Source organism: Variovorax sp. 10L421 (assembly GCF_056395365.1).
Map to the genome: position 1 here is coordinate 59,409 of NZ_JBFTJJ010000007.1, position 26,373 is coordinate 85,781.

Below are 26,373 nucleotides of genomic sequence, written 5' to 3' on the forward strand. Positions count from 1 at the left end.
CCAAGGGCCCCACCCGATGAATGCTCCGACTGCGTTGAATACGCTGTTGTCACAGGCCGCAGAGCCCGTACGACTGCGCGAGATCCCGTACAACTACACCAGCTTCTCCGACCGAGAGATCGTGATTCGCCTGCTGGGCGAGCGCGGCTGGGAACTGCTCCAGACCCTGCGCGCCGAGCGCCGCACCGGCCGATCGGCGCGCATGCTCTACGAAGTGCTCGGCGACATCTGGGTCGTCCAGCGCAACCCTTACCTCGTCGACGACCTGCTCGACAACCCGCGCCGCCGCGGCCAGCTGGTCGATGCCCTGCGGCACCGCCTGGCCGAGGTGCAGAAGCGCCGCACCCCCGACAGCGACCTGCCGCGCGACCAGCTCGTGGGCGAACTCACCGGCCTCGTGGGCGAGGCGGTGGCCGCGTTCGACACCAAGTTCCGCGAGGTCGCCGCCCTGCGCCGCAAGGCCACGCGCGCGCTGCGCAGGCTCACGGCCAAGGACAACATCAAGTTCGACGGCCTGTCGCGCGTCTCGCACGTGACCGACGCCACCGACTGGCGCGTGGAGTACCCGTTCGTGGTGCTGTGCCCCGACACCGAGGCCGAGATGGCGCTGCTGGTGAAGGGCTGCATCGAGCTGGGCCTGACCATCATCCCGCGCGGAGGCGGCACCGGCTACACCGGCGGCGCCATCCCGCTGACATGGAAGAGCGTGGTCATCAACACCGAGAAACTCGAGGCGATGACCGAGGTCGAACACGTCTCGCTGCCCGGCCTCGAAGCCCAGGTGCCCACCATCTGGACCGAAGCCGGTGTGGTCACCCAGCGGGTGGCCGATGCGGCCGAGCGCGCGGGCTTCGTGTTCGCCGTCGATCCGACCTCGGCCGAGGCCTCGTGCGTCGGTGGCAACGTTGCCATGAACGCCGGCGGCAAAAAAGCCGTTCTCTGGGGCACCGCGCTCGACAACCTCGCCTCGTGGCGCATGGTGACGCCGCAGGCCGAATGGCTCGAAGTCACTCGCATCGGCCACAACCTCGGCAAGATCCATGACGCCGAGAGCGCCGTGTTCGAGCTGCAGTACTACGCGGCCGACGGCAAGACGAAGCTGCGCACCGAGCGCCTCGACATTCCGGGCCGCACCTTCCGCAAGGAAGGCCTCGGCAAGGACGTGACCGACAAGTTCCTCTCGGGCCTGCCGGGCATCCAGAAGGAGGGCTGCGATGGTCTCATCACCAGTTGCCGCTGGGTGGTGCACAAGATGCCCGCGCACACGCGCACCGTGTGCCTGGAGTTCTTTGGCAATGCCAAGGACGCCGTGCCCAGCATCGTCGAGATCAAGGACTTCATGTTCGCCGAGCAGAAGCGCTCGGGCGTGCTGCTGGCCGGCCTCGAACACCTGGACGACCGCTACCTGAAGGCCGTGGGCTACGCCACCAAGTCGAAGAAGCACGGCGGCCTGCCGAAGATGGTGCTGTTCGGCGACATCGCCGGCGACGACGCCGATGACGTGGCCCGCGTCACCTCGGAAGTGGTGCGCATCGCCAACTCGCGCAGCGGCGAAGGCTTCGTCGCCATCAGCCCCGAGGCGCGCAAGAAGTTCTGGCTCGACCGCAAGCGCACGGCCGCCATCAGCAAGCACACCAACGCCTTCAAAATCAACGAGGACGTGGTGATCCCGCTGCCGCGCATGGCCGAGTACAGCGACGGCATCGAGCGCATCAACATCGAGCTGTCGCTGCAGAACAAGCTCGCGCTCACCGACGCGCTCGAAGCCTTCCTGCTGCGCGGCAACCTGCCGCTGGGCAAGACCGACGACGCGCATGAAATCCCGGCGGCCGAGCTGCTCGAAGACCGCGTGGCGCAGGCCGTCGCGCTGGTGCAGGGCGTGCGCGCGCTCTGGGCCGAATGGCTGCGCGACGTCGACACGCTGTTCCCGCAGCTGCAGGACCACACCCTGCGCGCCAGCTGGAAGACCCAGCTGCGCCAGCCGCTGCAGGAAATCTTCAGCGGCGTGGAGTTCGCCCCCATCGTTGCCGAATGCGCGGCCATCCACAAGCAGGTGCTCAAGGGCCGCGTGTGGGTCGCGCTGCACATGCACGCGGGCGACGGCAACGTGCACACCAACATCCCCGTCAACAGCGACAACTACGACATGCTGCAGACCGCGCATGCCGCGGTGGTGCGCATCATGGCTCTGGCACGCAGCCTCGACGGCGTGATCTCGGGCGAGCACGGCATCGGCATCACCAAGCTCGAATTCCTGAGCGACGAGGAGCTGCGTCCGTTCACCGAATACAAGGCCAAAGTCGACCCCGAAGGCCGCTTCAACAAGGGCAAGCTGCTGCGTGCGCCGGCAGGCCAGGCTCAGACGCTGCACGCCGACCTGACCAACGCCTACACGCCGAGCTTCGGCCTCATGGGGCACGAGTCGTTGATCATGCAGCAGAGCGACATCGGCGCCATTGCCGACAGCGTGAAGGACTGCCTGCGCTGCGGCAAGTGCAAGCCGGTGTGCGCCACGCACGTGCCGCGCGCCAACCTGCTCTACAGCCCGCGCAACAAGATCCTCGCGACCTCGCTGCTGGTGGAGGCCTTCCTCTACGAAGAGCAGACCCGGCGCGGCATCAGCATCAAGCACTGGGAGGAGTTCGAGGACGTGGCCGACCACTGCACCGTGTGCCACAAGTGCCTCACGCCGTGCCCGGTGAAGATCGATTTCGGCGACGTGTCGATGAACATGCGCAACCTGCTGCGCAAGATGGGGCAGAAGAGCTTCCGCCCAGGCAACGCGGCCGCGATGTTCTTCCTCAACGCGACCAATCCGCAGACCATCAAGGCGGTGCGCGCGGGCATGGTGGGCGTGGGCTTCAAGGCGCAGCGCCTGGCCAACGACCTGCTGCGCGGCCTCGCGAAGAAGCAGACCTCGGCGCCGCCGGCCACGCTCGGCCCGGCACCGGTCAAGGAGCAGGTGATCCACTTCATCAACAAGAAGATGCCGGGCAACCTGCCGAAGAAGACGGCGCGCGCGCTGCTCGACATCGAGGATGCGGACTACGTGCCGATCATCCGCAACCCGAAGGCGACCACGTCGGAAACCGAGGCGGTTTTCTACTTTCCGGGGTGTGGGTCGGAGCGCCTGTTCTCGCAGGTCGGCCTTGCCACGCAGGCGATGCTGTGGCACGCGGGCGTGCAGACGGTGCTGCCGCCGGGCTACCTGTGCTGCGGCTATCCGCAGCGCGGCAGCGGCCAGTACGACAAGGCGGAGAAGATGATCACGGACAACCGCGTGCTTTTCCACCGCGTGGCCAACACGCTCAACTACCTCGACATCAAGACGGTGGTGGTGAGCTGCGGCACCTGCTACGACCAGCTGCAGGGCTACCAGTTCGACAAGATCTTCCCGGGCTGCCGCATCATCGACATCCACGAGTACCTGCTGGAGAAGGGCATCACGCTGGCCGATGCCGGCGGTGGCGGCTATCTTTATCACGACCCGTGCCATTCGCCGATGAAGCAGCAGGACCCGATGAAGACCGTGAAGGCGCTGGTCGGCGACAACGTGCTCAAGAACGACCGCTGCTGCGGCGAGTCGGGCACGCTGGGCGTGTCGCGGCCCGACATCTCGACGCAGATCCGCTTCCGCAAGGAAGAAGAGCTGAAAAAGGGCGAGGCCGCGCTGCGCGACAGCGGCAAGGTCGGCGCGAAGGACAACGTGAAGATCCTCACCAGCTGCCCGAGCTGCCTGCAAGGCCTCTCGCGCTACGGCAACGACCTGAACAACGGACTGCTCGAGGCCGACTACATCGTGGTCGAGATGGCCAACAAGCTCCTCGGCAAGGACTGGATGCCCGAATACGTGGCCGCGGCCAACCAGGGCGGGATCGAGCGGGTGCTGGTATGACGGCGCAAGGCTGCCCGCTCTGCGAAGGCCCTGGCGGACGCGTCGTGTTCGAGGGTGCGAAGCTGCGCGTCGTCCACGCGGAAGAGGCAGGTTTCCCGGCCTTCTATCGCGTGATCTGGCGCGCGCATGCGCCGGAGTTCTCGGATCTCGACGCCGCCGGCCGCGCGCTGTGCATGGACGCGGTGGTGGCGGTGGAGCAGTGCCTGCGCGAGCACCTGCATCCCGCCAAGGTGAACATCGCCGCGCTCGGCAACATGGTGCCGCACCTGCATTGGCACGTGATTGCGCGTTTCGCCGACGACAGCCATTTCCCGGGCTCGGTATGGGCACCCGTGCAGCGCGCACGGAATACCGCGCACGAGGCGCATGTCGCCGCGCGCCTGCCGGCCGTCGAGGCTGCGATGATCGAACGCCTGGGTACAAGGAGCTTCTGATGGCAGGCTTGAAACAGGGCGCACCGACGCCGCAGTCGATCACCGTGCATGGCCAGTCGCGCGTGCTCGAAGTGGGCTTCTCGGATGGCACGACCTTCCGCATTCCCTTCGAGCTGATGCGCATCTACTCGCCGTCGGCCGAAGTGCAGGGCCACGGCCCGGGCCAGGAAATCCTGCAGACGGGCAAGCGCGACGTCGAACTCGTCGACCTCCAAGCGGTCGGCAACTACGCCGTGCAGCCGACCTTCAGCGACGGCCACAGCACCGGCATCTACTCGTGGGACCTGCTCTACGAACTGGGCGCGAAGCAGGCCGAGTTGTGGGCTGCCTACGAGCGCCGGCTGGCCGAAGCGGGCGTCGAGCGCGACACGCCGATGCTCGACAAGGGCGGCCACGCCTGCGGCAGCCACTGAGCCGCGAATCTGCGCGGTGCTCTCGAAAAGATAGCCCTGCGTCCAGGAAGGACGGGCGGAAAAAGCAACAAATGTCCGCCGTACGCGCGGGGTCGTCGGCTCGATGTGAGGGCTTCCGGCCTAACATCGGTTGCATGAGTACCACACACTTCGGCTTCGAAACGGTCGACGAAAGCGAGAAGGCACGCCGCGTGCGCGGCGTCTTCGATTCGGTCGCCTCGCGCTACGACGTCATGAACGACCTGATGTCGGCCGGCCTGCACCGCGCCTGGAAGGCATACACCGTGATGGTCGCGAACGTGGGCGAGGGCTCGCGCGTGCTCGACATCGCGGGCGGCACCGGCGACCTCGCGCTCGCCTTCGCGAAGAAGGTCGGCGCCACCGGCCAGGTGGTCCACACCGACATCAACGAAGCCATGCTGCGCACCGGCCGCGACCGTCTGCTCGACGCCGGCGTGTCGCTGCCCACCATGGTCTGCGACGCCGAGAAGCTGCCCTTTCCCGACGACCACTTCGACGTGGTGACGGTGGCCTTCGGCCTGCGCAACATGACGCACAAGGACATCGCGCTCAAGGAAATGAACCGCGTGCTCAAGCCTCGCGGCAAGCTGCTCGTGCTCGAGTTCTCGAAGGTCGCGAAGCCGCTCGCCAAGGCCTACGACTGGTACTCCTTCAACGTGCTGCCACGCCTGGGCAAGCTGGTGGCCGGCGACGACGCGAGCTATCGCTACCTCGCCGAATCGATCCGGATGCATCCCTCGCAAGAGGAGCTCAAGACCCTCATGAAAGAGGGCGGTTTCGGACATGTGGACTATCACAACATGACTGGGGGAATCGCCGCCCTCCATGTTGGAATCAAGTGTTGATGACGCGAATCTTTCGCTCAGAGGAGACGACATGAAGAGTTTGGGTTCTTTGTTTTTGGCAGCTGCATTGGTGCTGGTCAGTGTCCAGGCCGAGGCTGCGCGCATGGGCGGCGGCAAGTCGTTCGGACGCCAGTCGTCCAACGTGACGCAGCGCCAGGCCACGCCTCCCGCAGCGCCGGGCGCACCCACGCAGCAGAACGCGACCAATGCGGCGGCGGCGAAGCCCGCAACGCCCGCACCCGCGGCGGCCGCGCCGAAGCGTCCGTGGGGCGCCATGCTCGGCGGCCTGGCCGCCGGCCTGGGCCTCGCATGGCTCGCGCATTCGCTCGGCCTCGGCGCCGGCTTCGGCAACATCCTGCTGATCGGCCTGCTCGTGCTTGCCGCGGTGGTGGTGTGGCGCATGATCAAGTCGCGCTCGCAGCCTGCCGGCAACGGCCAGGGCGGCTTCGCCTTCCAGGGTGCGGGCGCCAGCCCGAGCAATGCCAGCGCGCCGGCGCAATACAGCCCGGCCAACGTGGGCAACGACGCATCGGCACGTCCATGGGAGCGCAATGCCGCCGCCTTCGACGCCACCCCGTCGAACGACGCGCCGCACGGCAGCAGCCTCTCGGCAGCGGGTGCCGCGGCCGGTGGCAGCATGATCGGCTCGGCGCTCGGCGGTTCGCAGTCCTGGGGCATCCCCGCGGGCTTCGACGTCGACGGCTTCCTCGGCGCCGCGAAGCGCAACTTCGTGACACTGCAGGATGCCTGGGACCGCGCCGACGTCTCGATGCTGCGTTCGATGATGACCGACGGCATGGTCGACGAGATCCGTACCCAGCTGGCCGACCGCGCCAGCCACACGGGCGGCGCCTCGAACAAGACCGAAGTCGTGATGCTCGACGCCAAGCTGCTCGGCATCGAGGAACTGCCCGACGCCTACATGGCCAGCGTGGAGTTCTCCGGCATGATCCGCGAAGACGCCTCGGCCGGCCCGGGTCCGTTCCGCGAAGTGTGGAACATGACGAAGCCGACCAGCGGCAACAGCGGCTGGCTCGTGGCTGGGGTGCAGGCACTGCAGTAAATAAAGGCTCGCCCCCCAAGGCTTCGCGCACTTCGTGTCGCTTCTCCTGCCCCCTGCCGGGGGCAACACCAGCAGCCCGGCAAAGCCGGTTCCGCGGTGTTTCTGGAAAAGGGCATGTGGTCCATGGGTCGCGGGGCGCTACAGTGACGGGATAATGGGGACATGGCCACACCATCGTCCCCATTTTCTTTTCTCGGCGACCTTTTCAATCGCATCGGCGAGCGTCTGCAGCCCCCGGACTGGGCGGTCCACGAGATCCAGCATCGCGCGGTCCTGTTCCTGAACCACGTGCTGCAGCAGGAGCCCGAGGCCCAGCAGCGGCTGCTGCGCCAGCAGGGGCGGGTGGTGCGTTTCCAGTGGCGCTTCGTGACGATGGAACTGGTGGCCACGCCGGCCGGCCTGCTCGACCTGGCACCTGAGGGCTCGGTGCCTGAACTGACGCTCACCGTCATCGACGAATCCCCCTTCGACATCGCCCGCGCCACGCTGCGGGGCGACAAGCCGGCCGTGCAGATCATCGGCGACGTGCAGCTGGCGGCCGAGGTCAACTGGCTGGTCGATCACGTGCGCTGGGACGTCGAGGACGACCTGGCCCGCCTGATCGGCGACGTGCCCGCTCACACGCTCGGCAACGGCGTGCGGCGCGTCGTGGGCGCGCTGCGCCAGTTCGTCGGCGATCGCTCGGCCAAGGCTGGCGGCTCGGCGAGCGCGGCCGAATGAGGCGCTTCTACCGCGGCCTGTTCATCGTCTGGGTCGCACTGCGCTACGGCCTCGACGAGCTCGTGCTCACGAGCTTCCAGAAGCCCTGGCTGCGCGTGGTGGCGCGCGTCGTCTCGTTCGGGCGCAACCTCGACGCGCCGCGCGGCCAGCGCCTGCGCGAGGCGCTCGAGCGGCTCGGCCCCATCTTCGTGAAGTTCGGCCAGGTGCTGTCGACCCGGCGCGACCTGCTGCCGCCCGACATCGCCGACGAACTGGCCTTCCTGCAGGACCGCGTGCCGCCGTTCCCGTCGGCGGTGGCCATCGCCACCATCGAGCGCGCGTTCCGCCGGCCGGTGGGCGACGTGTTCGTGCAGTTCGATGAAACGCCCATCGCCAGCGCGTCGATCGCGCAGGTGCACTTCGCGACCATCCGCACCAACCAGGGCGAGTTGCGTGAAGTGGCGGTGAAGGTGCTGCGTCCCAATATGCGCGGCGTGATCGAGAAAGACCTGGCGCTGATGGCCATGATGGCCGGCTGGATCGAGAACCTCTCGGCCGACGGCAAGCGCCTGAAGCCGCGCGAGGTGGTCGGCGAGTTCGACAAGTACCTGCACGACGAGCTCGACCTGGTGCGCGAGGCGGCCAACGCCGCCCAGCTGCGCCGCAACATGGCCGAACTCGACCTGGTGCTGATCCCCGAGATGTTCTGGGACTTCTGCCATCCGGAAGTCATCGTGATGGAGCGCATGAAGGGCGTGCCCATTGCGCAGATGGACCGCCTGCGCGCGGCCGGCGTCGACATTCCCAAGCTGGCGCGCGACGGCGTCACCATCTTCTTCACGCAGGTGTTCCGCGACGGCTTCTTCCATGCCGACATGCATCCCGGCAACATCCAGGTGAGCCTGGCGCCCGAGACCTTCGGGCGCTACATCTCGCTGGACTTCGGGATCATCGGCACGCTGACCGAGTCGGACAAGGAATACCTGGCGCAGAACTTCGTGGCCTTCTTCCGGCGCGACTACAAGCGCGTGGCCGAGCTGCACCTCGAGAGCGGCTGGGTGCCGGTGGGCACCCGCATCGACGAGCTGGAGGCGGCGATCCGCACCGTCTGCGAGCCGTACTTCGACCGGCCGCTGAAGGAAATCTCGCTGGGCATGGTGCTGATGCGCCTGTTCCAGACCTCGCGCCGCTTCCACGTCGAGATCCAGCCGCAGCTGGTGCTGCTGCAGAAGACGCTGCTCAACATCGAGGGCCTGGGCCGCAACATCGATCCCGAGCTCGACCTCTGGGCCACGGCCAAGCCCTTTCTCGAGAAATGGATGGTCGACCAGATCGGCCCCAAAAAGCTGTTCCAGCAGCTCAAGGCCGAGGCGCCGCGGTACGCCAAGCTGCTGCCCCAATTGCCGCGCCTGCTGCACGATTTCCTCGAAAATCGGCCGGTCGACAACCGCCGCGAGCTGCTCGAACTGCTGGCCGAGCAGAAACGCACCAACCGTTTGCTGCAGACGATCGTCTACGGTGGCATAGGTTTTGTATTGGGGTTGCTCGCCATGCAATTGCTGGTGCGCGTGCGTCTGTTCTAGAGGAGTTTCTGCCGTGTTGCTGACGCTGGTCATCGTCTATCTGCTGGTCACCATCGCGATCGGTCTTTATGCCGCCAAGCGGGTGAAGAACACCACTGACTTCGCCATCGCCGGGCGGCACCTGCCGCTCTACATGATCGTCACGACCACCTTCGCGACCTGGTTCGGCTCCGAAACGGTGCTCGGCATTCCGGCCAAGTTCATCGAGGGCGGGCTCAACGGCGTGATCGAGGACCCGTTCGGCGCGGGCACCTGCCTGATCCTGGTGGGCCTGTTCTTCGCGGGCAAGCTCTACCGCATGACGCTGTTGACCATCAGCGACTACTACCGCGAGCGCTACGGCCGCGGCGTCGAGGTGGCCTGCTCGCTCATCATCATGCTGAGCTACCTGGGCTGGGTGTCGGCGCAGGTCACGGCGCTGGGGCTGGTGTTCAACCTGCTGTCGGGCGGCGTCATCAGCATTCCCGTGGGCATGGTGATCGGCGTGGTCTCGATCCTGGCGTACACGCTGTTCGGCGGCATGTGGTCGGTGGCCGTCACCGACTTCATCCAGATGATCATCCTGGTGGCCGGCCTTGCCGTGATCGCGATGTTCGCGGGCAACATGGCCGGCGGCGCCGACAAGGTGGTGGCCTTCGCGGTCAGCAAGGACCTCTTCAAGTTCTGGCCCGAACCCAACTGGCACGACATGGTCTTCTTCCTCGCGGCCGCCATCACCATGATGCTGGGCTCCATCCCGCAGCAGGACGTTTTCCAGCGCGTGATGTCCGCCAACAGTGCCAAGGCGGCGCAGCGCGGGCCGGTGATCGGCGGCCTGGCGTACATCCTGTTCGCCTTCGTGCCGATGTTCCTGGTGGCCAGCGCGCTGCTGATCATGCCGGAGCAGACCGCCACCCTGCTGAAGGAAGATCCGCAGAAGGTGCTGCCCACGTTGGTGCTGCAGAAGATGCCGTTCGTGATGCAGGTGCTGTTCTTCGGTGCGCTGCTGTCGGCCATCAAGTCGACCGCCTCGGCCACGCTGCTGGCGCCCAGCGTCACCTTCACCGAGAACATCTGGCGCCAGTTCCGCCCCGCCGGCACCGACCGCCAGAACCTCATGACGATGCGCATCACGGTCCTGCTGTTCAGCGCCGCGGTGCTTGCCTACGCCATCCGCATGCAGGGCACGCCAATCTACGAACTGGTGTCGGGCGCCTACCAGGTGCCGCTGGTCGGCGCCTTCGTGCCACTGGTGTGCGGCCTGTACTGGCGCCGCGCCACCACCCAGGGCGCCATCGCCTCGATCGTCCTGGGCATCGGCATATGGCTGCTGTTCCTGTGGATGCCCTGGGGCAGTGCGTTTCCGGCCCAGCTGGCAGGCGTGCTGTGCTCGTTCGCGGGCATGGTGGCCGGATCGCTGCTGCCGCAATGGTTGGCGAACACTCACACGCCGCACCGGCCTTTGACGACGGAACCGGCCTGAAGCAGGGGGCAGCCCTATAATCGAGGGCTTTGCGAGCGGCAGCTGCGCCGCTTTTTTGACCTCATTTCCCATGCCCATCTACGCCTACAAGTGCAGTGCCTGCGGCTTTGCCAAAGACGCTTTGCAGAAGATGTCCGACGCGCCCCTCACGGTGTGTCCGGCGTGCGGCGCGAGTGCGTTCGAAAAACAGGTCACGGCCGCCGGCTTCCAGCTCAAGGGCTCGGGCTGGTACGTGACCGATTTCCGTGAGGGCGGCGGCAAGAAGTCCGAACCGTCCACGGCGCCCGCGTCCAGCGACGGCGGCAAGTCCGCCGAGTCTTCCTCTTCCACAACCGTCGCCGCGCCGAGCCCCGCTCCGGCGCCCGCCGCACCGGCCCCCGCGCCGGCCGCGGCCAGCGGCGACTGATCTCGATCCCGACCGCCATGCTCGCCCTGCGCAAATGGTTGCTGTCCGGCCTGCTGGTCATCGTGCCGCTGGTCATCACGCTCGGCGTGCTGAACTGGATCATCGGCACGCTCGACCAGACGCTGTGGCTGCTGCCCGCGCAGTGGCAGACCTGGCTCAGCGACCACAAGGTGCGGGGCCTGGGCGTGCTGCTCACGCTGGCCATCCTGCTGGTGGTGGGCGCCACGGCCAGCAACTTCGTCGGCAAGCGCCTGCTCGGGTGGGGCGACGCCGTGGTGCGCCGCATTCCGGTGGTGCGCTCGATCTACTCCAGCGTCAAGCAGGTGTCGGATACGCTGTTCTCCGAGAATGGCAATGCCTTCCGCACGGCGGTGCTGGTGCAGTGGCCGCGCGAGGGCGTGTGGACCATCGCCTTCGTGACCGGCGCGCCCGGCAACGAAGTCGCCGAGCACCTTGGCGAGGGGGAATTCCTCAGCGTCTACGTGCCGACCACGCCCAACCCGACGGGCGGCTACTTCGTGATGCTCAAGCGCAGCGACTGCATCGAACTGAAGATGAGCGTGGACGAAGCGCTCAAGTACATCGTCTCGATGGGGGTGGTCGTTCCAGGCGGCCCCGCCACGGTGGCGGTGAAGTCTTCCAACTCATAAAAACGAACGCGCCCACAAGGCGCCGGAATGGATTCCTATGGCCATGCGTACTCACTATTGCGGTCTCGTGACCGAAGCCCTGCTGGGCCAGACCGTCACCCTGTGCGGCTGGGTCAACCGCCGCCGCGACCACGGCGGCGTGATCTTCATCGACGTGCGCGACCGCGAAGGCTATGTGCAGGTGGTGTGCGACCCCGACCGCGCCTCGACCTTCGCCGTCGCCGAGAACCTGCGCAACGAGTTCTGCGTGCAGATCACAGGCCTCGTGCGCGCACGCCCCGAAGGCACGACCAACGACCAGCTCAAGAGCGGCAAGATCGAAGTGCTGTGCCATGAGCTCAAGGTGCTGAACCCCTCGGTCACGCCCCCCTTCCTGCTGGACGACGACAACCTGTCGGAAACCACCCGCCTCACGCACCGCGTGCTCGACCTGCGCCGTCCGGCCATGCAGCGCAACATGATGCTGCGCTACAAGGTGACGATGGAAACGCGCAAGTTCCTCGATGCCAACGGCTTCATCGACATCGAGACGCCGATGCTCGGCAAGTCCACGCCCGAAGGCGCGCGCGACTACCTCGTGCCCAGCCGCGTGCACGACGGCAGCTTCTTCGCGTTGCCGCAGTCGCCCCAGCTGTTCAAGCAGCTCTTGATGGTGGCCGGCTATGACCGCTACTACCAGATCGTGAAGTGCTTCCGCGACGAAGACCTGCGCGCCGACCGCCAGCCCGAATTCACGCAGATCGACATCGAGACCTCATTCCTCGCCGAAGAAGAAATCCGCGAGATGTTCGAAGGCATGATCCGCAACGTGTTCCGCAATGCCGCGGGCATCGACCTGCCGGTATTCCCGACCATGACGTACGGCGACGCGATGTTCAAGTACGGTTCGGACAAGCCCGACCTGCGCGTGAAGCTCGAGTTCACCGAGCTCACCGAACTGATGAAGCGCGTGGAATTCAAGGTGTTCTCGAATGCCGCCACCATGAAGGGCGGCCGCGTGGTCGCGCTGCGCGTGCCTGGCGGCGGTGCCGAAGGCGGCCTGTCGCGCGGGGAAATCGATGCGTACCAGGAGTTCGTCAAGATCTACGGTGCCAAGGGCCTGGCCTACATCAAGGTCAACGACGCGGCTGCTGGCCGCGAAGGCCTGCAGAGCCCGATCGTGAAGAACCTCGACGACAGTTCGCTGGCCGAGATCATCGCCCGCACGGGCGCGCGCAACGGCGACATCCTGTTCTTCGGTGCCGACAAGGAAAAGGTCGTCAACGACGCCATCGGCGCGCTGCGCGTGAAGATCGGCCACAGCGCCTTCGGCAAGAAGGCGGGCCTGTTCGACGACCGCTGGGCGCCGCTGTGGGTGGTCGACTTCCCGATGTTCGAGTTCGACGAGGAAGGCCAGCGCTGGAGCGCCGTGCACCATCCGTTCACCGCGCCGAAGGACGGCCATGAAGACCTCATGGACACCGCACCCGAGAAGTGCATCGCCAAGGCCTACGACATGGTGCTCAACGGCATCGAGATGGGCGGTGGCTCGGTGCGTATCCATCGCGAGGAAGTGCAGAGCAAGGTGTTCCGCGCGTTGAAGATCAGCGCCGAGGACGCGCAGCTCAAGTTCGGCTTCCTGCTCGACGCGCTGCAGTATGGCGCGCCGCCGCACGGTGGCATCGCCATCGGCCTGGACCGCCTGGTCATGCTCATGACCGGCGCCGAGTCGATCCGCGACGTGATCGCCTTCCCCAAGACCCAGCGCGCGCAAGACCTGCTGACGCAGGCGCCGAGCCCGGTCGATGAGAAGCAGTTGCGCGAGCTGCACATCAAGCTGCGCAACACGCCCCAGGCAGCCTGACACGGCCATGACGACCAGCCCCCGGCCCTGGAAGATCCCGGAGTCGGTGCTGGTCGTGATCCACACGCCGGCGCTCGATGTGCTGCTGATCCGGCGTGCGGATGCCGAGACCGATTTCTGGCAGTCGGTCACCGGCAGCAAGGATGCGATCGACGAGCCGCTCGCACTCACCGCGGCGCGAGAGGTGGCCGAGGAAACCGGCATCTCATGCGGCGAGGGCACCGCGCTCGCCCCGCAGCTGGCCGACTGGCAGCTGCGCAATGTCTACGAAATTTATCCACGGTGGCGCGCCCGCTACGCGCCCGGCGTAACGCACAACACCGAGCACCTGTTCGGCCTCTGCGTACCCGATCGCCTGACGCCCACGCTCGATCCGCGCGAACACACCGGCTGGAAGTGGCTGCCGTACCGCGAAGCGGCGGACGCGTGCTTTTCCCCGTCGAACGCCGAAGCCATCCTGTTGCTGCCAGAATTTGCGCGATGAACCAGCCGGCAGCAACAGCAGCGCAGAACCTCCGGGTCGCGACCTACAACATCCACAAGGGTGTGCAGGGCATCGGGCCCGCGCGGCGGCTCGAGATCCACAACCTGGGCCACGCGATCGAGCAGCTCGACGCCGACATCGTCTGCCTGCAGGAGGTGCGCAAGATGAATCGGCAGGCCGCCACACGCTTCGCGCACTGGCCCGAACTGCCGCAGGCCGACTTCCTCGCGCCCGAGGGCTACACCGCGGTCTATGAGACCAATGCCGTTACGCGCCACGGCGAGCACGGCAATGCGCTGCTCACGCGCTGGCCGGTGCTGCGCACCAGCCACCAGGACATCTCCGACCACCGATTCGAGCAACGCGGGCTGCTGCACGTGGTGATCGACGTCGAGGGCCGCAGGGTGCACGCCATCGTGGTGCACCTGGGGCTCATCAGGGGCAGCCGGGTGCGGCAGGTCGCACGCCTGCGCGAGTTCATCGACCGCGAAGTGCCGCCCGACGAGGCCGTGGTGGTCGCGGGAGACTTCAACGATTGGGGTGCCCGCATGCGCTACGCCATGAACGCCATGGGACTGCGCGACACCAGCGACCTGCGTGGTGCGCGCACGCTCACTTACCCCTCGCGCCTGCCGGTGGCGCAACTCGACTTCGTCTACGGGCGCAGGCTGGAGCCGCAGGCCTGCACGGTGCCGCGCGGGCCGATCTGGGCACGCATGTCCGACCACCTGCCGCTGGTGGCTGATTTCACGCTCCTCAATTGATAGCATTGCTCCAAGAAGGGACGGGCGTTGTGGGCCCGAATCTCTGGAGCCATTCACTGGTACGATCCCCGCCATGCTGAGGAAAACCGACGTCGACCCGCGCCCCGATCGAAACGACGATGACGAGGGCACGCCCGTCTCCGTGAAGATCCGCGAGCGCATCACCGCAGCGCGCAAGCGCTTCAACGCCAACGACAACATCGCCGAGTTCATCGAGCCCGGCGAGCTGGAGACCTTGCTCGACGAGGTCGAGGTCAAGATGAAGGGCGTGCTCGAAAGCCTGGTCATCGACGTCGAGAACGACCACAACACCGACAACACCGCGCGCCGCGTCGCCAAGATGTACCTCAATGAGGTGTTCAAGGGCCGCTACGTGGCGCCGCCCTCGCTCACCGAGTTTCCCAACGCCGAGCACCTGAACGAGCTGATGATCGTCGGCCCGATCACCGTGCGCAGCGCCTGCTCGCACCACTTCTGCCCGATCATCGGCAAGCTGTGGATCGGCGTGATGCCCAACGAGCACACCAACGTGATCGGCCTGTCGAAGTACGCGCGCCTGGCCGAGTGGGTCATGGGCCGTCCGCAGATCCAGGAAGAAGCCGTGGTGCAGCTGGCCGACCTGATCCAGGAAAAGACGCAGCCCGACGGCCTTGCCCTCGTCATGGAGGCCGAGCATTTCTGCATGGCCTGGCGCGGCGTGAAGGAAATGGACAGCAAGATGATCAACTCCGTGATGCGCGGCGTGTTCCTGAAAGATCCGAGCCTGCGCCGCGAATTCCTTTCCCTCCTTCCCCGAAAGGGCTGAGCCATGCTGGTCCGACTTCTCTACGCCAGCCGCGCCGTCGACACCAGCCCCGAGGCCATCGAGGCGATCCTTGCGCAATCGCGCTCGCACAACACGACCTGCGGCATCACCGGCATCCTCTGCTATGGCGCGGGCACCTTCCTGCAGGCCATCGAAGGTGGCCGCATGGCCATCAGCGAGCTGTACGGCCACATCCAGCGGGACGGGCGCCACAAGGACGTGGTGCTGCTGCACTACGAGGAGATTTCCGAACGCCGCTTCGGCGGCTGGACGATGGGGCAGGTCAACCTGTCGAAGCTCAATGCCTCGACGCTGCTGAAGTATTCCGAGAAACCCGAGCTCAACCCGTATGCGGTCTCGGGCAAGGTTTCGCTGGCGCTGCTCGAGGAACTGATGGCCACCGCGGCCATCGTCGGCCGACACTAGAACGTGGCCCCCGCGCTCTGCCTCGCATAGATCGAGGTGCCGCTCTCCGCATTCGCCCTGATCCTGCTCGCCGGGGTCATTCATGCCAGCTGGAACATCGCCGCCAAGAAGGCGAACGGCGATGCGCGCTTCGCCTTCCAGAGCGGCGTATTCATGGCCGTCGTGTGGGCGCCGGTGGGCATCGTGCTCGGCTGGCGCGTGGTGCCGGCCTGGGGCTTGCGCGAATGGGGCTTCGTCGCGTTGAGCGGCGTGCTGCACGTCTTCTACTATGTGATCCTGCTGCGGGGCTACCGCAAGTCCGACCTTACGGTGGTCTATCCGCTGGCGCGCGGTTCGGGCCCGCTGCTGTCGTCGCTGGTCGCGATCCTGTTCCTCGGCGAGACGATCAGCCTTGTCGGCGTGGCCGGCATCTTCGGCGTGGCGCTGGGCGTGTTCCTCGTGGCGGGTGGCCCGCGCCTGTGGCACGGCAAGCATGACCCGGCGCAGCGCGAGCGTGTGCACAAAGGCATCCGCTACGGCGTGCTGACCGGCGCCTTCATCGCGGCCTACACGGTGGCCGACAGCTATGCGGTCAAGTTCCTGGCGATGTCGCCGATCCTGCTCGACTACATGAGCAACTTCGTGCGGCTCGTGCTGCTGCTGCCCGCCGCACTGCAGGACCGCGCGACCACAGCGCGCATGTGGCGCGCGCAATGGAAGTACGCGCTGCTGGTGGCGGCAATCAGCCCCGTGTCTTATGTGCTGGTGCTGTACGCGGTGCAGCAGGCGCCGATCTCGCACGTCGCGCCGGCGCGCGAGGTGTCGATGCTGTTCGCCGCGCTGGTCGGCGGCCACCTGCTGCGCGAAGGCGACCGGCTCTTGCGGCTGCTGGGCGCGCTGTTCATCGCCGCCGGCGTCGTCGCGCTCGCGATGGGCTGAGGCCATGGTGCTGTTCGGCTGCGATTTTTCCAGCGCGCCGACGGCACGCAAGCCGATCGTGGTGGCTGCCGGTGAACTCGCCGATGGCAATCGCGTCGTGCTGACCGGCCTGCAGCGCTTCTCGACGCTCGAAGCATGGGGCGAATGGCTGTGCGCCACGCCCGCCTGGACCGGCGGTTTCGATTTTCCATTCAGCCTGCCGCGCGAACTCGTAGAGCATCTGGGATGGCCGGTGCAATGGGCGCCGTTGATGGCCCATTACGCCAGCCTGAGCCGCGCCGAAATCCGCGAGACCTTCGCCGCATTCTGTGCGGCGCGACCCCTCGGCGGCAAGTTCGCGCACCGTGCGACCGATGGGCCCGCAGGTTCCAGCCCGTCGATGAAGTGGGTCAATCCGCCGGTGGCCTACATGCTCCACGCAGGTGTCCCGCGCCTGCTGGCCGCCGGTGCACGCATTCCCGGCCTGCACGCCGGCCCTGGCGCGGACCGCATTGCGCTGGAGGCCTATCCCGGCCTGCTGGCGCGGGAGTTGATCGGGCGCCGCAGCTACAAGAGCGACGAGCTGCCGAAGCAGACGCCCGAACGGCTCGCCGCACGCACCGACCTGCTCGTCGCGCTCGAAGCGGGCACCACGCGCCTTGGCCTGCGGCTTGGCGTCACCGCGCCGCAGCGCGCCGAACTGCTGGCCGATGCCCGCGGCGACGACATCGACGCGGTGCTGTGCCTCGTGCAGGCGGCCTGGGCCCTGCAGCGCGCGCAAAGCCCCGGGCCCGGCCATGGCCTGCCGCGAAATTTCGATCCGCTTGAAGGATGGATCGTCACCGCCTGAGCCTCGTTGTCCTACACCGCTTCGGGCTTCCGTCGGCGTTCGCGGCCGTCGGCGAAAGCCTAGATTGAAATCGGCGGGCCGTTGCGGACCGCGCATTTCATCACCCGATCAGGAAGGACAACGACATGAACAAGGACCAATTGGCAGGCCGCATGGAAGAAGCCAAGGGCAAGCTGAAGGAAGTGGCCGGCAAGGCCGTCGGCAGCGAAAAGCTCGAAGGCAAGGGCATTGCCGAACAGGCCGCCGGCAAGGTTCAGAAGACCTACGGCGACGTCAAGGAGCGGGCCAAGGACGCTATCAAGTCGGGCGCCAACAAGCTGTGACGCCCATTTCCCGTGCGCGATCGAGCGACGGACAGGAGGATTTCCATATGAACGAACACATTACCCCCATCACCATGCCGCATTCGCGCGCGTGGCTCGCCGCGCTCGTGGCCGGCGTTGCGCTGACGCTGGCCGGCTGCGACAAGTCCGACAACCGCACGGCGGGCGAGAAGCTCGACAGTGCAGTAGCCAAGACCGAGAAGGCGGCCGATACCGCGGCGGCCAAGACCGGCGAGGCCGTCAGGGATGCCAAGGCCAAGGTCGAGTCGTCCAGCACCACGGCCGAGGTGAAGGAAGGCATGGCCCGTGCCAAGGAAGCTGCCAAGGACGCCGGCGCCGCGATGAGCGCGACGATGGACGATGCCGCCATCACGGCCTCCGTATCCGCAGGCCTCGCCAAGGACCCGGACCTCAGCGCGATCAAGATCGACGTCGACACGAAGGGCGGCGCCGTGAGCCTGAAGGGACCCGCGCCCACCGCCGCCGCCAAGGCGCGCGCCGAGGAGATCGCCAAGGGCGTGCAGGGCGTGACATCGGTGAACAACCAGCTCGAAGTGAAGGGCTGATCGCCACCCTGCGCCAGGCGCAAGAATGAAGAAGCCCGGTCTCTGCCGGGCTTTTTCTTTGGCGAGAGCCCTCCGGGCCCTCGGCTCGATGGTCAATGGCCGAGCCAGTCCTTCAGTTCGTCGGCATGCTCTTCTTCCTCCGAGAGGATGTCCTCGAGCATGCGGCGCGTGGTCGGGTCCTTGTCGCCGATCAGGGTGATCATCTGGCGATACGCCTCCACCGCGATGCGTTCGGCGACGAGGTTGGCGCGCACCATCGATTGCAGGTCGGTCGACTCGTCGTAGGCCGCATGGCTACGGTCCAGCAGGTGGCTGGGTGCGAAGTCGGGCTCGCCGCCCAACTGCACGATGCGCTCGGCGATGCGGTCGGCGTGTGCCGACTCGGCGTTGGCATGCACGAGGAACTCGTCGGCAATGGCGGGCGAGTCCACGCCGTTGGCGGTGAAGTAATGGCGTTTGTAGCGCAGCACGCAGACCAGTTCGGTGGCGAGTGCGTCGTTCAGGAGCTTGACGACGTCGTCGCGCCAGGGGCCATAGCTGGGCGTGACGGCGCCTTCGTCGAGGCTGTTGCGCGCGGCGTCCAGGCCGCCCTGGTCCAGCACCAGGTGCTTGTGCTGAGCCGCCTTGGAGGATGAGGAAACATCGACTTTCATGGAGAGTCCTTTCGTGGGAGGCTTGTGGTCTTGCGCATCAAGGTGTTGACGAGGTCGGCCACGTCGGATGTCTTCAGTACCGCCGCAAGCACGGCCGTGGCCGACAGCAGGCGCCACGGCCTCACGAGTACCAGCACCGCGCCTGTGGCCGCGGCCGCGGCCATCAGCTTGGCCGGCTCCTTGCGCGCATAGTGCTCGAGCAGCGGGCGGGCCAGTTGGCCGATCGCGTGTGCCGGATGCCGGCGCCACCAGCGTTCCACCACGCCGCGGCCCATCGAGAGCCATACGTTGTTTCGTCCCCGCCGCGGGTTTTGCAGGTGCCGGTTGCGGCGCGGCGCGGCGGCCGATGGGTCGTCGAACGCGTATTCCAGTTCGTCCTCGAGCTCGCGGTCGCGTTCCGCCCGGGGTTGTGCGTCGTCGTTCGCGGCGTCCGCATCGCCGTTCAGCTGCCGCACCAGCGCGCGGCGCGAGAGGGCCAGGCGCTGCTGCGGGGTGAGGGAGGAGCGTTCATCGCTGTTCATGGGCGGCTCCGGCGTCGCGCAAGGCCTGCAGGTCGGCGCCCAGCTGCGAGCGCAGATCGTCGAAACCGTAGCTCGGAACGGACTTCGTCGCGTACCACGTACAGATGGCCGCTATCACCAGCGCCACGCCCGGCACGGCCACGAGCACCCAGTGAAAGCTGCCGTGCATCACGCCCAGCAGCACTGCGACCCCCGTCAGTCCAAGGACCAGTGCGGCGCAGGCCGCAGCCAGCACGCCTGCGACGATGCGGGCGACGAGCCCGCGTCCCGCCTGCGCTGATTCCTGGCGCACGAGGGCGGCGTAGTTGGCAAGGTGTTCAGCGACCAGTTCCGGATGCCCGAGCACCGTGGAGAAAATCGGATGAAGCATGGTGCCGGGATGGGTGGAGCGAAAAAGGTCGGCGGATCAGTAGTCGTCCCGGCTGCGGCGGCTGGCCAGCACGATGAGCGCCGTGATGGCAGCGCCGGCGGCCGCGGCCAGAAGCACCGAGCGCACCGGCTGGTCGGAGATGTAGCGGCCCGTGACGTCGGCAGCCTGTTCGAGTCGGCGCTGCGCACGTGCGCTGGTGGTGGACGCGGCGTCCAGCCCGCGCTGAACGGCCTGCTGCACGCGGGCAGCCAACTGCTCGACGGCGGGTTCGGCATCGCGTTGCAGGTCGCGGACCTTTTCGCCCGCCGCATTCACCGCGTTCTGTGCATAGGCGCGGGTCGTTTCGACCGCTTCGCGCGCGGTCTGGCGGGCGTCGTCGGCGAGTTGCGAGGGAGTCTTGGTCGTCGTGTTCATGTGAAAGTCCTTTCCGGAAAAATGAGATGCGCAAGCCTGTTGATCGTAACGACGCTACTTGCGTCGTAGCAAGCCGGCAAGGAAGCTCGCAATCGCGAGGATCGCGAAGATCACGAAAAGGATCTTGGCAATGCCGACCGCGCTGGCGGCGATGCCACCGAACCCGAACAGGGCCGCGATCAACGCGATGACCAGAAACACCACGGCGTAATGCAACATGCGGAACTCCTTCGAGGCTGCCCTCGTTGTGTTGTAAGCGGCGCATGCCGGACTCCCGCAGAGGAAGTACCGGATGGCGCAGGTGCAACCTTAAGTGGGGCACTGCCGCAGACCTGTCAGCGGCCGGGGGCGGGGTGCGTAGGAGATGGCCGAGTCGCCCTGCGCCGATGTGTGAAGGAGTACCGCTGTCCGGCGTCTCAAACGGGTTTGACGATGGGCAGCATGGCGCTCAGGCGCGTGCCCCTGCCCGGCGTCGACGACACCGTGAGCTTGCCGCGCGCCGCCTCCACCCGATGCCGCATGCCCGCGAGGCCGTGCGTCGATGGCCGCATGCGCTGCGTGTCGAAGCCCTTGCCGTTGTCCGCCACTTCCACGATCACGTGGTTTTCATAGTTCTTCAGCACGATGGTGGCTTCGCTGGCCTCGGCGTACTTGCCGATGTTGGTGAGGCTCTCCTGCACCATGCGGTAGATGGTGAGCTGGCGCGATTCATCCATGGTCACCGGCTCCAGCGCCATCTCGATCTGCAGGCCCGAGCGCTCCCCGAACTCGCGCCCCAGGATCTCCAGCGATGCGACCAGCCCCAGGTTTGAGAGCGACGACGGCCGCAGGTCTTCGATGATGCGGCGCTTGAGCGCGATGCCGCTGTTGAGCAGCTCGGTCAGATGCTGCAGCCGCTGGGTGGCGTCGGGTGCGTCCGTCAGCCGCGACTTCAGCCGCGCCACGTCCAGCTTGGCGGCGGTGAGCAGCGAGCCCAGTTCGTCGTGCAGCTCGCGCGCGAGGTAGCCGCGCTCGGTTTCGCGCACATCCTGCAGATGGGTTGCCAGTTCGGCCAGCGAGGCAGTGCGTTCGAGCACTTCGTCCTCCAGCGCATTGCGCTCGCGCTGCAGGGCCTCCTGCTGGCGCTCGCCGATGGAGCGCAGCGCATGCGTCTGGCGCAGGTACAGGAAAAAGGCGATCAGCGCCGCCAGCGCCACGATGGCGGTGCCGATGCGCGCCAGCTGCAGCGAGCGCAGCACCTGCTGCTGGCTTCGCTGCAGGGTGTTGTTGCTGGTCTTCACCAGTTCGCTCGCTGTCGTGCGGATGGCCTCCATCTCCTCGCGGCCGACATCGGTCGTGATGACGAATTTCCAGGCGTCGTCCTTGCCGTCCTGGCGCAGCCGCACGCTCATGTCCATCTCGGCCACCTTGCGCAGCACGTGCTTCGACAGTTCGGCCAGCTGGGTGAGTTCGGCCGGCCTGGCGGCGTACAGCCGGCGCAGCGTGGCGAGATGGCCGTCGACCTGCTTGACCGCGTCGTCGTAGGGCTTTCGGTAGCTCGCCTCGCCGGTCAGCAGGTACCCTCGCTGGCCGGTTTCGGCATCCAGCATGTTCTGCAGGATCTGGTTGAGCGTGCCGCGCACCTGCTGCGCCTCGTCGATGTCGGCCAGGGCGCGGCTCGACTGCCGGTAGCCGGCCTCGTTGATGCCGACGAGGGCCAGTGCAGCCAGCGCCGCGAGCAGCAGGCTCACGGCCATTCGTGGAGGGGCTAACCAGTGCATGAAACTTTCAAGGTCGCTTGACGCGCAAGTTCGTGAATAATTGATAACAATCAGGGACCGGTATGTTGCGACCCGCATGCCCGCAACACAACGACGAAAGTAACAGATGATCAAAATCGGAATTGTGGACGACCACGCCATCGTGCGATCGGGCCTCCGGCAGTTCTTCTCCGAGCACGTGGACCTGCGTGTGGCGGGTGAGGCAGCAAGCGGGCGCGAGGCCATCGAACTGGTGCGCACCACGGAACTCGACGTGCTGGTCATGGACCTTTCGATGCCGGGCCAAAGCGGCATCGACGCGCTCGCCATGATCCGCGCCAAGGCGCCGGACGTGGGCATCCTGATCCTCAGCGGCTATCCTGAAGAGCACTACGCGATGAACCTGATCCGGCAGGGCGCGAGCGGTTACCTGAACAAGGAATGCGATCCCATCGAGATCGTCAACGCCATCCGCACCATTTCGCTGGGCCGGCGCTACATCACGCCCGCCGTGGCCGAACTGCTGGCCCGCCAGCTCGACCGCAAGGACGACGCCGCGCCGCACGAGCAGCTCTCGGAGCGCGAGTTCCAGGTGTTCCTGAAGCTCGCCAAGGGCGAGACCGCAGGCGATATCGCCAAGACGCTGTCGCTGTCGGTGAAGACCGTGAGCACCTACCGCACGCGCCTGATGGAGAAGATGAACCTCTCCTCCAACAGCGACCTCACGTACTACGCACTGAAGAACAAGCTGATCGATTGAGATCGGCCTGCGAGCGGGAAGGGGCCCCATGCAGCGGCTCCTTCTTCAACCTGTTCCGGACGAGGAATGCAGCGCCTTGGCCTGCCCGATGCAGAAGTCGACCAGCGCGTCGATTTCGTTCGACTTGTCGAACACCGCATCGACCCCGAACTCGGCGCAACGCCGCCTGATGTCGGGCGTCGCATAGTTGCTGAGAACCACCACCTTCTGCACGGGCTTGCGCGACTGGCAGGCCTGGAGCACCCCCAGGCCGCTGCCTTGCTTGAGAAAGAGATCGACGATGACGAGGTCCCACTCGCCATTGTGGCCGAGCAGCCACGCGCGCGCGCCGCTCTCGGTTTCGGCAAAGCCAACCACCGTGGCGCAGGTCAGTTCTTCCAGCGTACCAATGAGGTTTTCACGGATCGTGAGGTTGTCTTCGACGACGTAGGTCTGCAATCTGGAATCCATGCCGAACCGCGCTTCCTCTGAGGTTGGCAGGCGCATTCGCGGCGCCTAGCTCCATGACCGCCTGCATATCGAGTGTGAGACGCTTCTGTCACCCCATCATGCAAGCTTCAACGTGCGGCTGTTGTAGGCGGGTTCCGACGCGTATACCCGGCCCAGTCTGCAACGCACCTTCGTAGGCGGCGCCTCACGGTTTTTGCGGCCCGCCGCCGACCCGGACGACGCAATGCCCGGAGTGACAATGACCCATGGCAACGATGATCCTTCGCAACCGGCCCCTCTGGCAGAAGCTGCTCGCATTCGTCGTGCTGCTGTTCGCGGCGCTGGTCATCGTGCTCGCCTTCTTCCCCTGGGACACGCTGCGCGGACCGGTCAACCGCTATGTCAGCGAGCAAACGGGGCGCAAGTTCGAGATCACGCGGCGGCTCGACGTGGGCCTTGGCTGGGGGCAGGCAACGGTCAAGCTGGACGGCATCGAGTTTGCCAATCCCTCTTGGGCGCGCGACCCGTACTTGGTCAAGGCGGACCGCGCCGAGTTCGACATCCGCGTCTGGCCGCTGATCACGAGCAAGGTCGTCATTCCCCGGTTGTTGCTTTTCTCGCCGACGCTCGGGTTGCAGATGGAGGCCGACGGGCGCCGAACCTGGGCGCTCGGCAAGGACACCTCCGATGCCGGCACGGTGCCCGACATCGGCCTCATCCAGGTCGATACCGGCGTGGTCGGCTTCCTTGCCAAGCACCTCGGCGTCGACCTGCGCGCCGACCTGAGCTACGACAGCAGCCGCGGCGAAATGCCGCTCAACTACCGCATCAAGGGCCGCTACAAGGGCCAACCGCTGACCGCCAGTGGCCGCACCGGCAACGTGCTGCAGATCAATGCCGCGGGTGCGCCGCCGTTCCCGATGGAAATCAATGCGGCTGCCGGCCAGACCCAGCTGAAGGCCGCCGGCACCGTGGCCGAGCTGTCGGGGCTCGACGGCATCGATGCCAAATTCGAGATCAAGGGCCAGACGCTGGGCGCGCTATACCCGCTGCTCGGCATCGCGCTGCCACAGACTTCGCCCTATGTCCTGAGCGGCAAGCTGGGCAAGCGCGGCAAGCTGTGGCAGGCCACCGGCCTCAACGGCAGGCTGGGACTGTCCGACATCGCCGGCGACATGCGCTTCGACCAGGCCGGCCAGTTGCCGTACCTGGCGGGCGACCTGCGTTCGCGCGTGATGGACATGGACGACCTCGGCCCGTTGATCGGCCTGCAGCCCACGGCACGCACTGCCAACGCCGTAGAAGGCGTAGCCCCGCCCCCGACCATCACGCAGGTCAGGCGCCCGGGCGGCAAGGTGCTCCCCGCGACCCCGCTTGACTTCGAGCGCGTGCGCGCAATGAACGCCGACGTGAAGTACACGGCCGACCGCATCCGCAACGTGCGCGACATTCCACTCGAGCGCGGCAGCGTTCAGGTCAAGCTGGCCAACGGCGTGCTCACGCTAGATCCGCTCGACCTCGGCATGGCTGGCGGCAGGTTCGCCGGCGCAATCCGCATCGATGCCTCGAAGAACCCGGCGGATATCCGCGCCTCGCTCGACGTACGGGCGATGCAGCTGGCCCGCCTCTTTCCCAAGCTCGAAACGACGGGCAACAGTGTGGGGCGGCTGGACGGGCGCATCAACCTGTCGGGCTCCGGCACTACCGTGGCCAACTGGCTCGGGGGCGTGTCGGGCGACGTGGCGGTCATGTCGGGGCGTGGCCAGTTCGGCAACCTGCTGCCGGTGTTCGCGACGCTGGTGGGCGGCGACATCATCAAGTTCGTGCTGCGCGGCGACCGCAACGTCGAGCTGCGCTGCGCGGCGTTGGCCTTCGACGTAAACAAGGGGCTGATGACGGGGCGCACGATGATGGTGGACACGACCAACGCCGTGTTCATCGCCACCGGCCAGGCCAACCTGGCAACCGAGGGGCTCGACTTCGTGATCCACCCGGAGCCCAAGAGCAAGAACATCCTGTCGATCCGCACGCCGCTGGTATTGAATGGCACCTTTGGAGCGCCGAAGGGCGGCCTGCAGGCGGGGCCGCTGGCGGGACGCGGCCTGGCCGCACTGGCGCTGGGCGCCGTCAATCCGCTGCTGGCACTGGCCGCGACCGTCGAAACCGGGCCGGGTGCGGATTCCGATTGCAAGAGTGTGCTGGCTCAGGCAAACACCCCCGCGGCTGGGGCGCCCGCCAAGGGGGCAGCCCGCGCGAAGGGCGCAAAGCAGCCTTAAACGACGCCGTGGACGGGCAGGGCGGGGCGCTGCGCGCAGACGCTGCAGTGCGGGTCGCGCGCCACGCGCAGCGTGTCGAAAGATGTGCTGCGTCCGTCGAACATCAGCAGCCTGCCCGCCAGCGACGGCCCGATGCCGGCCAGCAGCTTTAGCGCTTCGCTGGCCTGCAGCGTGCCGATGGTCCCAACCACGGGACCGAACACACCCAGGACGGCGCAGCGCGTTTCCTCGAAGGCCGCATCGGGCGGGAACAGGCAGGCGTAGCAGGGCGAGGCGGCGTCACGGGTGTCGTAGACGCTCAACTGCCCGTCGAAGCGGATCGCCGCACCGGCCACCAGCGGCCTGCCATGGGCCACGCAGGCGCGGTTGACGGCATGCCGCGTGGCAAAGTTGTCGCAGCAGTCCACGACCACGTCAGCCTCGGCCACCAGGCGCGACAGCAGCGCCTCGTCGGCGCGCAGGGCGTGGGTTTCGATGGCGATGTCGGGGTTGATGTCGCGCATGGCCCGCGCGGCCGATTCGACCTTGGCGAGGCCCACCCGCGCGTGGGTGTGGGCAATCTGGCGCTGGAGATTGGTGAGATCGACTTCGTCGTCGTCGACCAGCGCGATGTGGCCGACGCCTGCTGCCGCAAGGTACAGGGCAACCGGCGAGCCCAGCCCGCCGGCACCTATGACAAGAACTCGCCCGGCACTGACGCGCGTTTGCCCGTCGATGCCGAACTCCTCCAGAAGGATGTGGCGCGAGTAGCGCAGCAGATCGCTATCTTCCATGCGCCGCCC

29 protein-coding genes are annotated in these 26,373 nt (G+C 66.7%); 21 read left to right on the top strand and 8 right to left on the bottom strand.

From position 1 onward, the window contains the following. The first annotated feature begins 16 nt into the window (after nt 1-16). From AC1DFC_RS12115 to AC1DFC_RS12205, 19 genes are all read left to right on the top strand, one after another. Entirely contained in the window at nt 17-3,895 is a 3,879-nt protein-coding gene (locus AC1DFC_RS12115; RefSeq protein ID WP_478179306.1) for a DUF3683 domain-containing protein, read from the top strand. Then, nucleotides 3,892-4,329 carry an HIT family protein gene (locus tag AC1DFC_RS12120; RefSeq protein ID WP_007837117.1) on the top strand — a complete coding sequence of 146 codons (438 nt, stop codon included), beginning with the start codon at nt 3,892-3,894 and terminating at the stop codon, nt 4,327-4,329. The genes AC1DFC_RS12115 and AC1DFC_RS12120 overlap by 4 nt, the downstream gene beginning before the upstream one ends. Continuing rightward, nucleotides 4,329-4,742: a gamma-butyrobetaine hydroxylase family protein gene (locus AC1DFC_RS12125; RefSeq protein ID WP_007837118.1), complete on the top strand. Its 414-nt coding sequence runs from the start codon at nt 4,329-4,331 to the stop codon at nt 4,740-4,742. The genes AC1DFC_RS12120 and AC1DFC_RS12125 overlap by 1 nt, the downstream gene beginning before the upstream one ends. Before the next feature lie 134 nt (nt 4,743-4,876). Next, nucleotides 4,877-5,608, top strand: a complete 732-nt coding sequence (gene ubiE, locus AC1DFC_RS12130; RefSeq protein ID WP_007837120.1) for a bifunctional demethylmenaquinone methyltransferase/2-methoxy-6-polyprenyl-1,4-benzoquinol methylase UbiE — start codon at nt 4,877-4,879, stop codon at nt 5,606-5,608. A 31-nt stretch (nt 5,609-5,639) separates the two neighbouring features. Next, entirely contained in the window at nt 5,640-6,671 is a 1,032-nt protein-coding gene (locus AC1DFC_RS12135) for a Tim44 domain-containing protein (RefSeq protein ID WP_007837121.1), read from the top strand. A 162-nt stretch (nt 6,672-6,833) separates the two neighbouring features. Continuing rightward, nucleotides 6,834-7,391, top strand: a complete 558-nt coding sequence (locus tag AC1DFC_RS12140; RefSeq protein ID WP_007837122.1) for a ubiquinone biosynthesis accessory factor UbiJ — start codon at nt 6,834-6,836, stop codon at nt 7,389-7,391. Then, on the top strand, nt 7,388-8,953 hold the full coding sequence (ubiB, locus tag AC1DFC_RS12145) for a ubiquinone biosynthesis regulatory protein kinase UbiB (RefSeq protein ID WP_413314793.1): 1,566 nt from the start codon (nt 7,388-7,390) through the stop codon (nt 8,951-8,953). The genes AC1DFC_RS12140 and ubiB overlap by 4 nt, the downstream gene beginning before the upstream one ends. A 13-nt stretch (nt 8,954-8,966) precedes the next feature. Further along, nucleotides 8,967-10,415: a high affinity choline transporter 1 gene (locus AC1DFC_RS12150; RefSeq protein ID WP_413314794.1), complete on the top strand. Its 1,449-nt coding sequence runs from the start codon at nt 8,967-8,969 to the stop codon at nt 10,413-10,415. Between the two features lie 70 nt (nt 10,416-10,485). After that, nucleotides 10,486-10,821 carry an FmdB family zinc ribbon protein gene (locus AC1DFC_RS12155; protein ID WP_007837132.1) on the top strand — a complete coding sequence of 112 codons (336 nt, stop codon included), beginning with the start codon at nt 10,486-10,488 and terminating at the stop codon, nt 10,819-10,821. 17 nt (nt 10,822-10,838) lie between these two features. Further along, nucleotides 10,839-11,471, top strand: a complete 633-nt coding sequence (locus tag AC1DFC_RS12160) for a DUF502 domain-containing protein (RefSeq protein ID WP_007837133.1) — start codon at nt 10,839-10,841, stop codon at nt 11,469-11,471. A 37-nt stretch (nt 11,472-11,508) separates the two neighbouring features. Next, nucleotides 11,509-13,314 (top strand): aspartate--tRNA ligase, encoded by a 1,806-nt coding sequence (aspS, locus tag AC1DFC_RS12165; RefSeq protein ID WP_007837135.1) that lies wholly within the window; start codon nt 11,509-11,511, stop codon nt 13,312-13,314. 7 nt (nt 13,315-13,321) lie between these two features. Continuing rightward, nucleotides 13,322-13,798, top strand: a complete 477-nt coding sequence (gene nudB / locus AC1DFC_RS12170) for a dihydroneopterin triphosphate diphosphatase (RefSeq protein WP_007837137.1) — start codon at nt 13,322-13,324, stop codon at nt 13,796-13,798. Beyond that, the gene (locus AC1DFC_RS12175) at nt 13,795-14,562 is read left to right on the top strand and encodes an endonuclease/exonuclease/phosphatase family protein (protein ID WP_007837139.1); all 768 of its coding nucleotides are present in this window, start codon (nt 13,795-13,797) and stop codon (nt 14,560-14,562) included. Before nudB ends, AC1DFC_RS12175 begins: the two co-directional genes overlap by 4 nt. A 73-nt stretch (nt 14,563-14,635) precedes the next feature. Further along, nucleotides 14,636-15,367 carry a GTP cyclohydrolase I gene (folE, locus tag AC1DFC_RS12180; protein WP_007837141.1) on the top strand — a complete coding sequence of 244 codons (732 nt, stop codon included), beginning with the start codon at nt 14,636-14,638 and terminating at the stop codon, nt 15,365-15,367. Between the two features lie 3 nt (nt 15,368-15,370). After that, nucleotides 15,371-15,793 carry a BLUF domain-containing protein gene (locus tag AC1DFC_RS12185; protein ID WP_007837143.1) on the top strand — a complete coding sequence of 141 codons (423 nt, stop codon included), beginning with the start codon at nt 15,371-15,373 and terminating at the stop codon, nt 15,791-15,793. 36 nt (nt 15,794-15,829) lie between these two features. After that, a complete protein-coding gene (locus AC1DFC_RS12190) occupies nt 15,830-16,711 on the top strand; it encodes a DMT family transporter (protein WP_007837145.1) in 882 nt (293 codons plus the stop codon). 4 nt (nt 16,712-16,715) lie between these two features. Continuing rightward, a complete protein-coding gene (locus tag AC1DFC_RS12195) occupies nt 16,716-17,540 on the top strand; it encodes a DUF429 domain-containing protein (protein ID WP_007837147.1) in 825 nt (274 codons plus the stop codon). 125 nt (nt 17,541-17,665) lie between these two features. Continuing rightward, nucleotides 17,666-17,863, top strand: coding sequence for a CsbD family protein (locus tag AC1DFC_RS12200; protein ID WP_007837149.1), 198 nt, complete (start codon nt 17,666-17,668; stop codon nt 17,861-17,863). A gap of 47 nt (nt 17,864-17,910) precedes the next feature. Beyond that, entirely contained in the window at nt 17,911-18,429 is a 519-nt protein-coding gene (locus AC1DFC_RS12205) for a BON domain-containing protein (protein WP_478179307.1), read from the top strand. 92 nt (nt 18,430-18,521) lie between these two features. On the opposite strand, the gene AC1DFC_RS12210 is transcribed toward AC1DFC_RS12205, so the two are convergent. From AC1DFC_RS12210 to AC1DFC_RS12235, 6 genes are all read right to left on the bottom strand, one after another. Beyond that, nucleotides 18,522-19,082, bottom strand: coding sequence for a ferritin-like domain-containing protein (locus AC1DFC_RS12210; protein ID WP_007837161.1), 561 nt, complete (start codon nt 19,080-19,082; stop codon nt 18,522-18,524). Further along, entirely contained in the window at nt 19,079-19,603 is a 525-nt protein-coding gene (locus tag AC1DFC_RS12215) for a hypothetical protein (RefSeq protein WP_478179308.1), read from the bottom strand. Before AC1DFC_RS12215 ends, AC1DFC_RS12210 begins: the two co-directional genes overlap by 4 nt. Continuing rightward, a complete protein-coding gene (locus AC1DFC_RS12220; protein WP_478179309.1) occupies nt 19,590-19,973 on the bottom strand; it encodes a hypothetical protein in 384 nt (127 codons plus the stop codon). The genes AC1DFC_RS12215 and AC1DFC_RS12220 overlap by 14 nt, the downstream gene beginning before the upstream one ends. Before the next feature lie 36 nt (nt 19,974-20,009). Then, nucleotides 20,010-20,387: a hypothetical protein gene (locus tag AC1DFC_RS12225; protein ID WP_007837164.1), complete on the bottom strand. Its 378-nt coding sequence runs from the start codon at nt 20,385-20,387 to the stop codon at nt 20,010-20,012. Nucleotides 20,388-20,441: 54 nt separating this feature from the next. After that, the gene (locus tag AC1DFC_RS12230; RefSeq protein ID WP_007837165.1) at nt 20,442-20,606 is read right to left on the bottom strand and encodes a DUF1328 domain-containing protein; all 165 of its coding nucleotides are present in this window, start codon (nt 20,604-20,606) and stop codon (nt 20,442-20,444) included. A 197-nt stretch (nt 20,607-20,803) separates the two neighbouring features. Continuing rightward, entirely contained in the window at nt 20,804-22,123 is a 1,320-nt protein-coding gene (locus AC1DFC_RS12235) for a CHASE3 domain-containing protein (protein WP_413334059.1), read from the bottom strand. Nucleotides 22,124-22,253: 130 nt separating this feature from the next. Between AC1DFC_RS12235 and AC1DFC_RS12240 the strand changes: the two genes are divergently transcribed. Then, nucleotides 22,254-22,886, top strand: coding sequence for a response regulator (locus tag AC1DFC_RS12240; RefSeq protein WP_007837167.1), 633 nt, complete (start codon nt 22,254-22,256; stop codon nt 22,884-22,886). Nucleotides 22,887-22,931: 45 nt separating this feature from the next. Here AC1DFC_RS12240 and AC1DFC_RS12245 read toward each other — a convergent pair whose 3' ends face one another. After that, entirely contained in the window at nt 22,932-23,372 is a 441-nt protein-coding gene (locus AC1DFC_RS12245; protein ID WP_478179310.1) for a response regulator, read from the bottom strand. 209 nt (nt 23,373-23,581) lie between these two features. Here AC1DFC_RS12245 and AC1DFC_RS12250 point away from each other — a divergent pair, with 209 nt between their 5' ends. After that, nucleotides 23,582-25,591 carry an AsmA family protein gene (locus AC1DFC_RS12250; protein WP_478179311.1) on the top strand — a complete coding sequence of 670 codons (2,010 nt, stop codon included), beginning with the start codon at nt 23,582-23,584 and terminating at the stop codon, nt 25,589-25,591. Here AC1DFC_RS12250 and AC1DFC_RS12255 read toward each other — a convergent pair. Then, on the bottom strand, nt 25,588-26,364 hold the full coding sequence (locus tag AC1DFC_RS12255) for a HesA/MoeB/ThiF family protein (RefSeq protein ID WP_478179312.1): 777 nt from the start codon (nt 26,362-26,364) through the stop codon (nt 25,588-25,590). The two genes, AC1DFC_RS12250 and AC1DFC_RS12255, sit on opposite strands and share 4 nt — an antisense overlap. Between the last annotated feature and the right edge of the window lie 9 nt (nt 26,365-26,373).

Bases quoted from the DNA above. Each gene is read 5' to 3' on its own strand.
- AC1DFC_RS12115 (WP_478179306.1), top strand. From the start codon at position 17: ATGAATGCTCCGACTGCGTTGAATACGCTGTTGTCACAGGCCGCAGAG.
- AC1DFC_RS12120 (WP_007837117.1), top strand. From the start codon at position 3,892: ATGACGGCGCAAGGCTGCCCGCTCTGCGAAGGCCCTGGCGGACGCGTC.
- AC1DFC_RS12125 (WP_007837118.1), top strand. From the start codon at position 4,329: ATGGCAGGCTTGAAACAGGGCGCACCGACGCCGCAGTCGATCACCGTG.
- ubiE (WP_007837120.1), top strand. From the start codon at position 4,877: ATGAGTACCACACACTTCGGCTTCGAAACGGTCGACGAAAGCGAGAAG.
- AC1DFC_RS12135 (WP_007837121.1), top strand. From the start codon at position 5,640: ATGAAGAGTTTGGGTTCTTTGTTTTTGGCAGCTGCATTGGTGCTGGTC.
- AC1DFC_RS12140 (WP_007837122.1), top strand. From the start codon at position 6,834: ATGGCCACACCATCGTCCCCATTTTCTTTTCTCGGCGACCTTTTCAAT.
- ubiB (WP_413314793.1), top strand. From the start codon at position 7,388: ATGAGGCGCTTCTACCGCGGCCTGTTCATCGTCTGGGTCGCACTGCGC.
- AC1DFC_RS12155 (WP_007837132.1), top strand. From the start codon at position 10,486: ATGCCCATCTACGCCTACAAGTGCAGTGCCTGCGGCTTTGCCAAAGAC.
- AC1DFC_RS12160 (WP_007837133.1), top strand. From the start codon at position 10,839: ATGCTCGCCCTGCGCAAATGGTTGCTGTCCGGCCTGCTGGTCATCGTG.
- aspS (WP_007837135.1), top strand. From the start codon at position 11,509: ATGGCCATGCGTACTCACTATTGCGGTCTCGTGACCGAAGCCCTGCTG.
- nudB (WP_007837137.1), top strand. From the start codon at position 13,322: ATGACGACCAGCCCCCGGCCCTGGAAGATCCCGGAGTCGGTGCTGGTC.
- AC1DFC_RS12175 (WP_007837139.1), top strand. From the start codon at position 13,795: ATGAACCAGCCGGCAGCAACAGCAGCGCAGAACCTCCGGGTCGCGACC.
- folE (WP_007837141.1), top strand. From the start codon at position 14,636: ATGCTGAGGAAAACCGACGTCGACCCGCGCCCCGATCGAAACGACGAT.
- AC1DFC_RS12185 (WP_007837143.1), top strand. From the start codon at position 15,371: ATGCTGGTCCGACTTCTCTACGCCAGCCGCGCCGTCGACACCAGCCCC.
- AC1DFC_RS12195 (WP_007837147.1), top strand. From the start codon at position 16,716: ATGGTGCTGTTCGGCTGCGATTTTTCCAGCGCGCCGACGGCACGCAAG.
- AC1DFC_RS12200 (WP_007837149.1), top strand. From the start codon at position 17,666: ATGAACAAGGACCAATTGGCAGGCCGCATGGAAGAAGCCAAGGGCAAG.
- AC1DFC_RS12205 (WP_478179307.1), top strand. From the start codon at position 17,911: ATGAACGAACACATTACCCCCATCACCATGCCGCATTCGCGCGCGTGG.
- AC1DFC_RS12210 (WP_007837161.1), bottom strand. From the start codon at position 19,082: ATGAAAGTCGATGTTTCCTCATCCTCCAAGGCGGCTCAGCACAAGCAC.
- AC1DFC_RS12215 (WP_478179308.1), bottom strand. From the start codon at position 19,603: ATGAACAGCGATGAACGCTCCTCCCTCACCCCGCAGCAGCGCCTGGCC.
- AC1DFC_RS12220 (WP_478179309.1), bottom strand. From the start codon at position 19,973: ATGCTTCATCCGATTTTCTCCACGGTGCTCGGGCATCCGGAACTGGTC.
- AC1DFC_RS12225 (WP_007837164.1), bottom strand. From the start codon at position 20,387: ATGAACACGACGACCAAGACTCCCTCGCAACTCGCCGACGACGCCCGC.
- AC1DFC_RS12230 (WP_007837165.1), bottom strand. From the start codon at position 20,606: ATGTTGCATTACGCCGTGGTGTTTCTGGTCATCGCGTTGATCGCGGCC.
- AC1DFC_RS12235 (WP_413334059.1), bottom strand. From the start codon at position 22,123: ATGGCCGTGAGCCTGCTGCTCGCGGCGCTGGCTGCACTGGCCCTCGTC.
- AC1DFC_RS12240 (WP_007837167.1), top strand. From the start codon at position 22,254: ATGATCAAAATCGGAATTGTGGACGACCACGCCATCGTGCGATCGGGC.
- AC1DFC_RS12245 (WP_478179310.1), bottom strand. From the start codon at position 23,372: ATGCGCCTGCCAACCTCAGAGGAAGCGCGGTTCGGCATGGATTCCAGA.
- AC1DFC_RS12250 (WP_478179311.1), top strand. From the start codon at position 23,582: ATGGCAACGATGATCCTTCGCAACCGGCCCCTCTGGCAGAAGCTGCTC.
- AC1DFC_RS12255 (WP_478179312.1), bottom strand. From the start codon at position 26,364: ATGGAAGATAGCGATCTGCTGCGCTACTCGCGCCACATCCTTCTGGAG.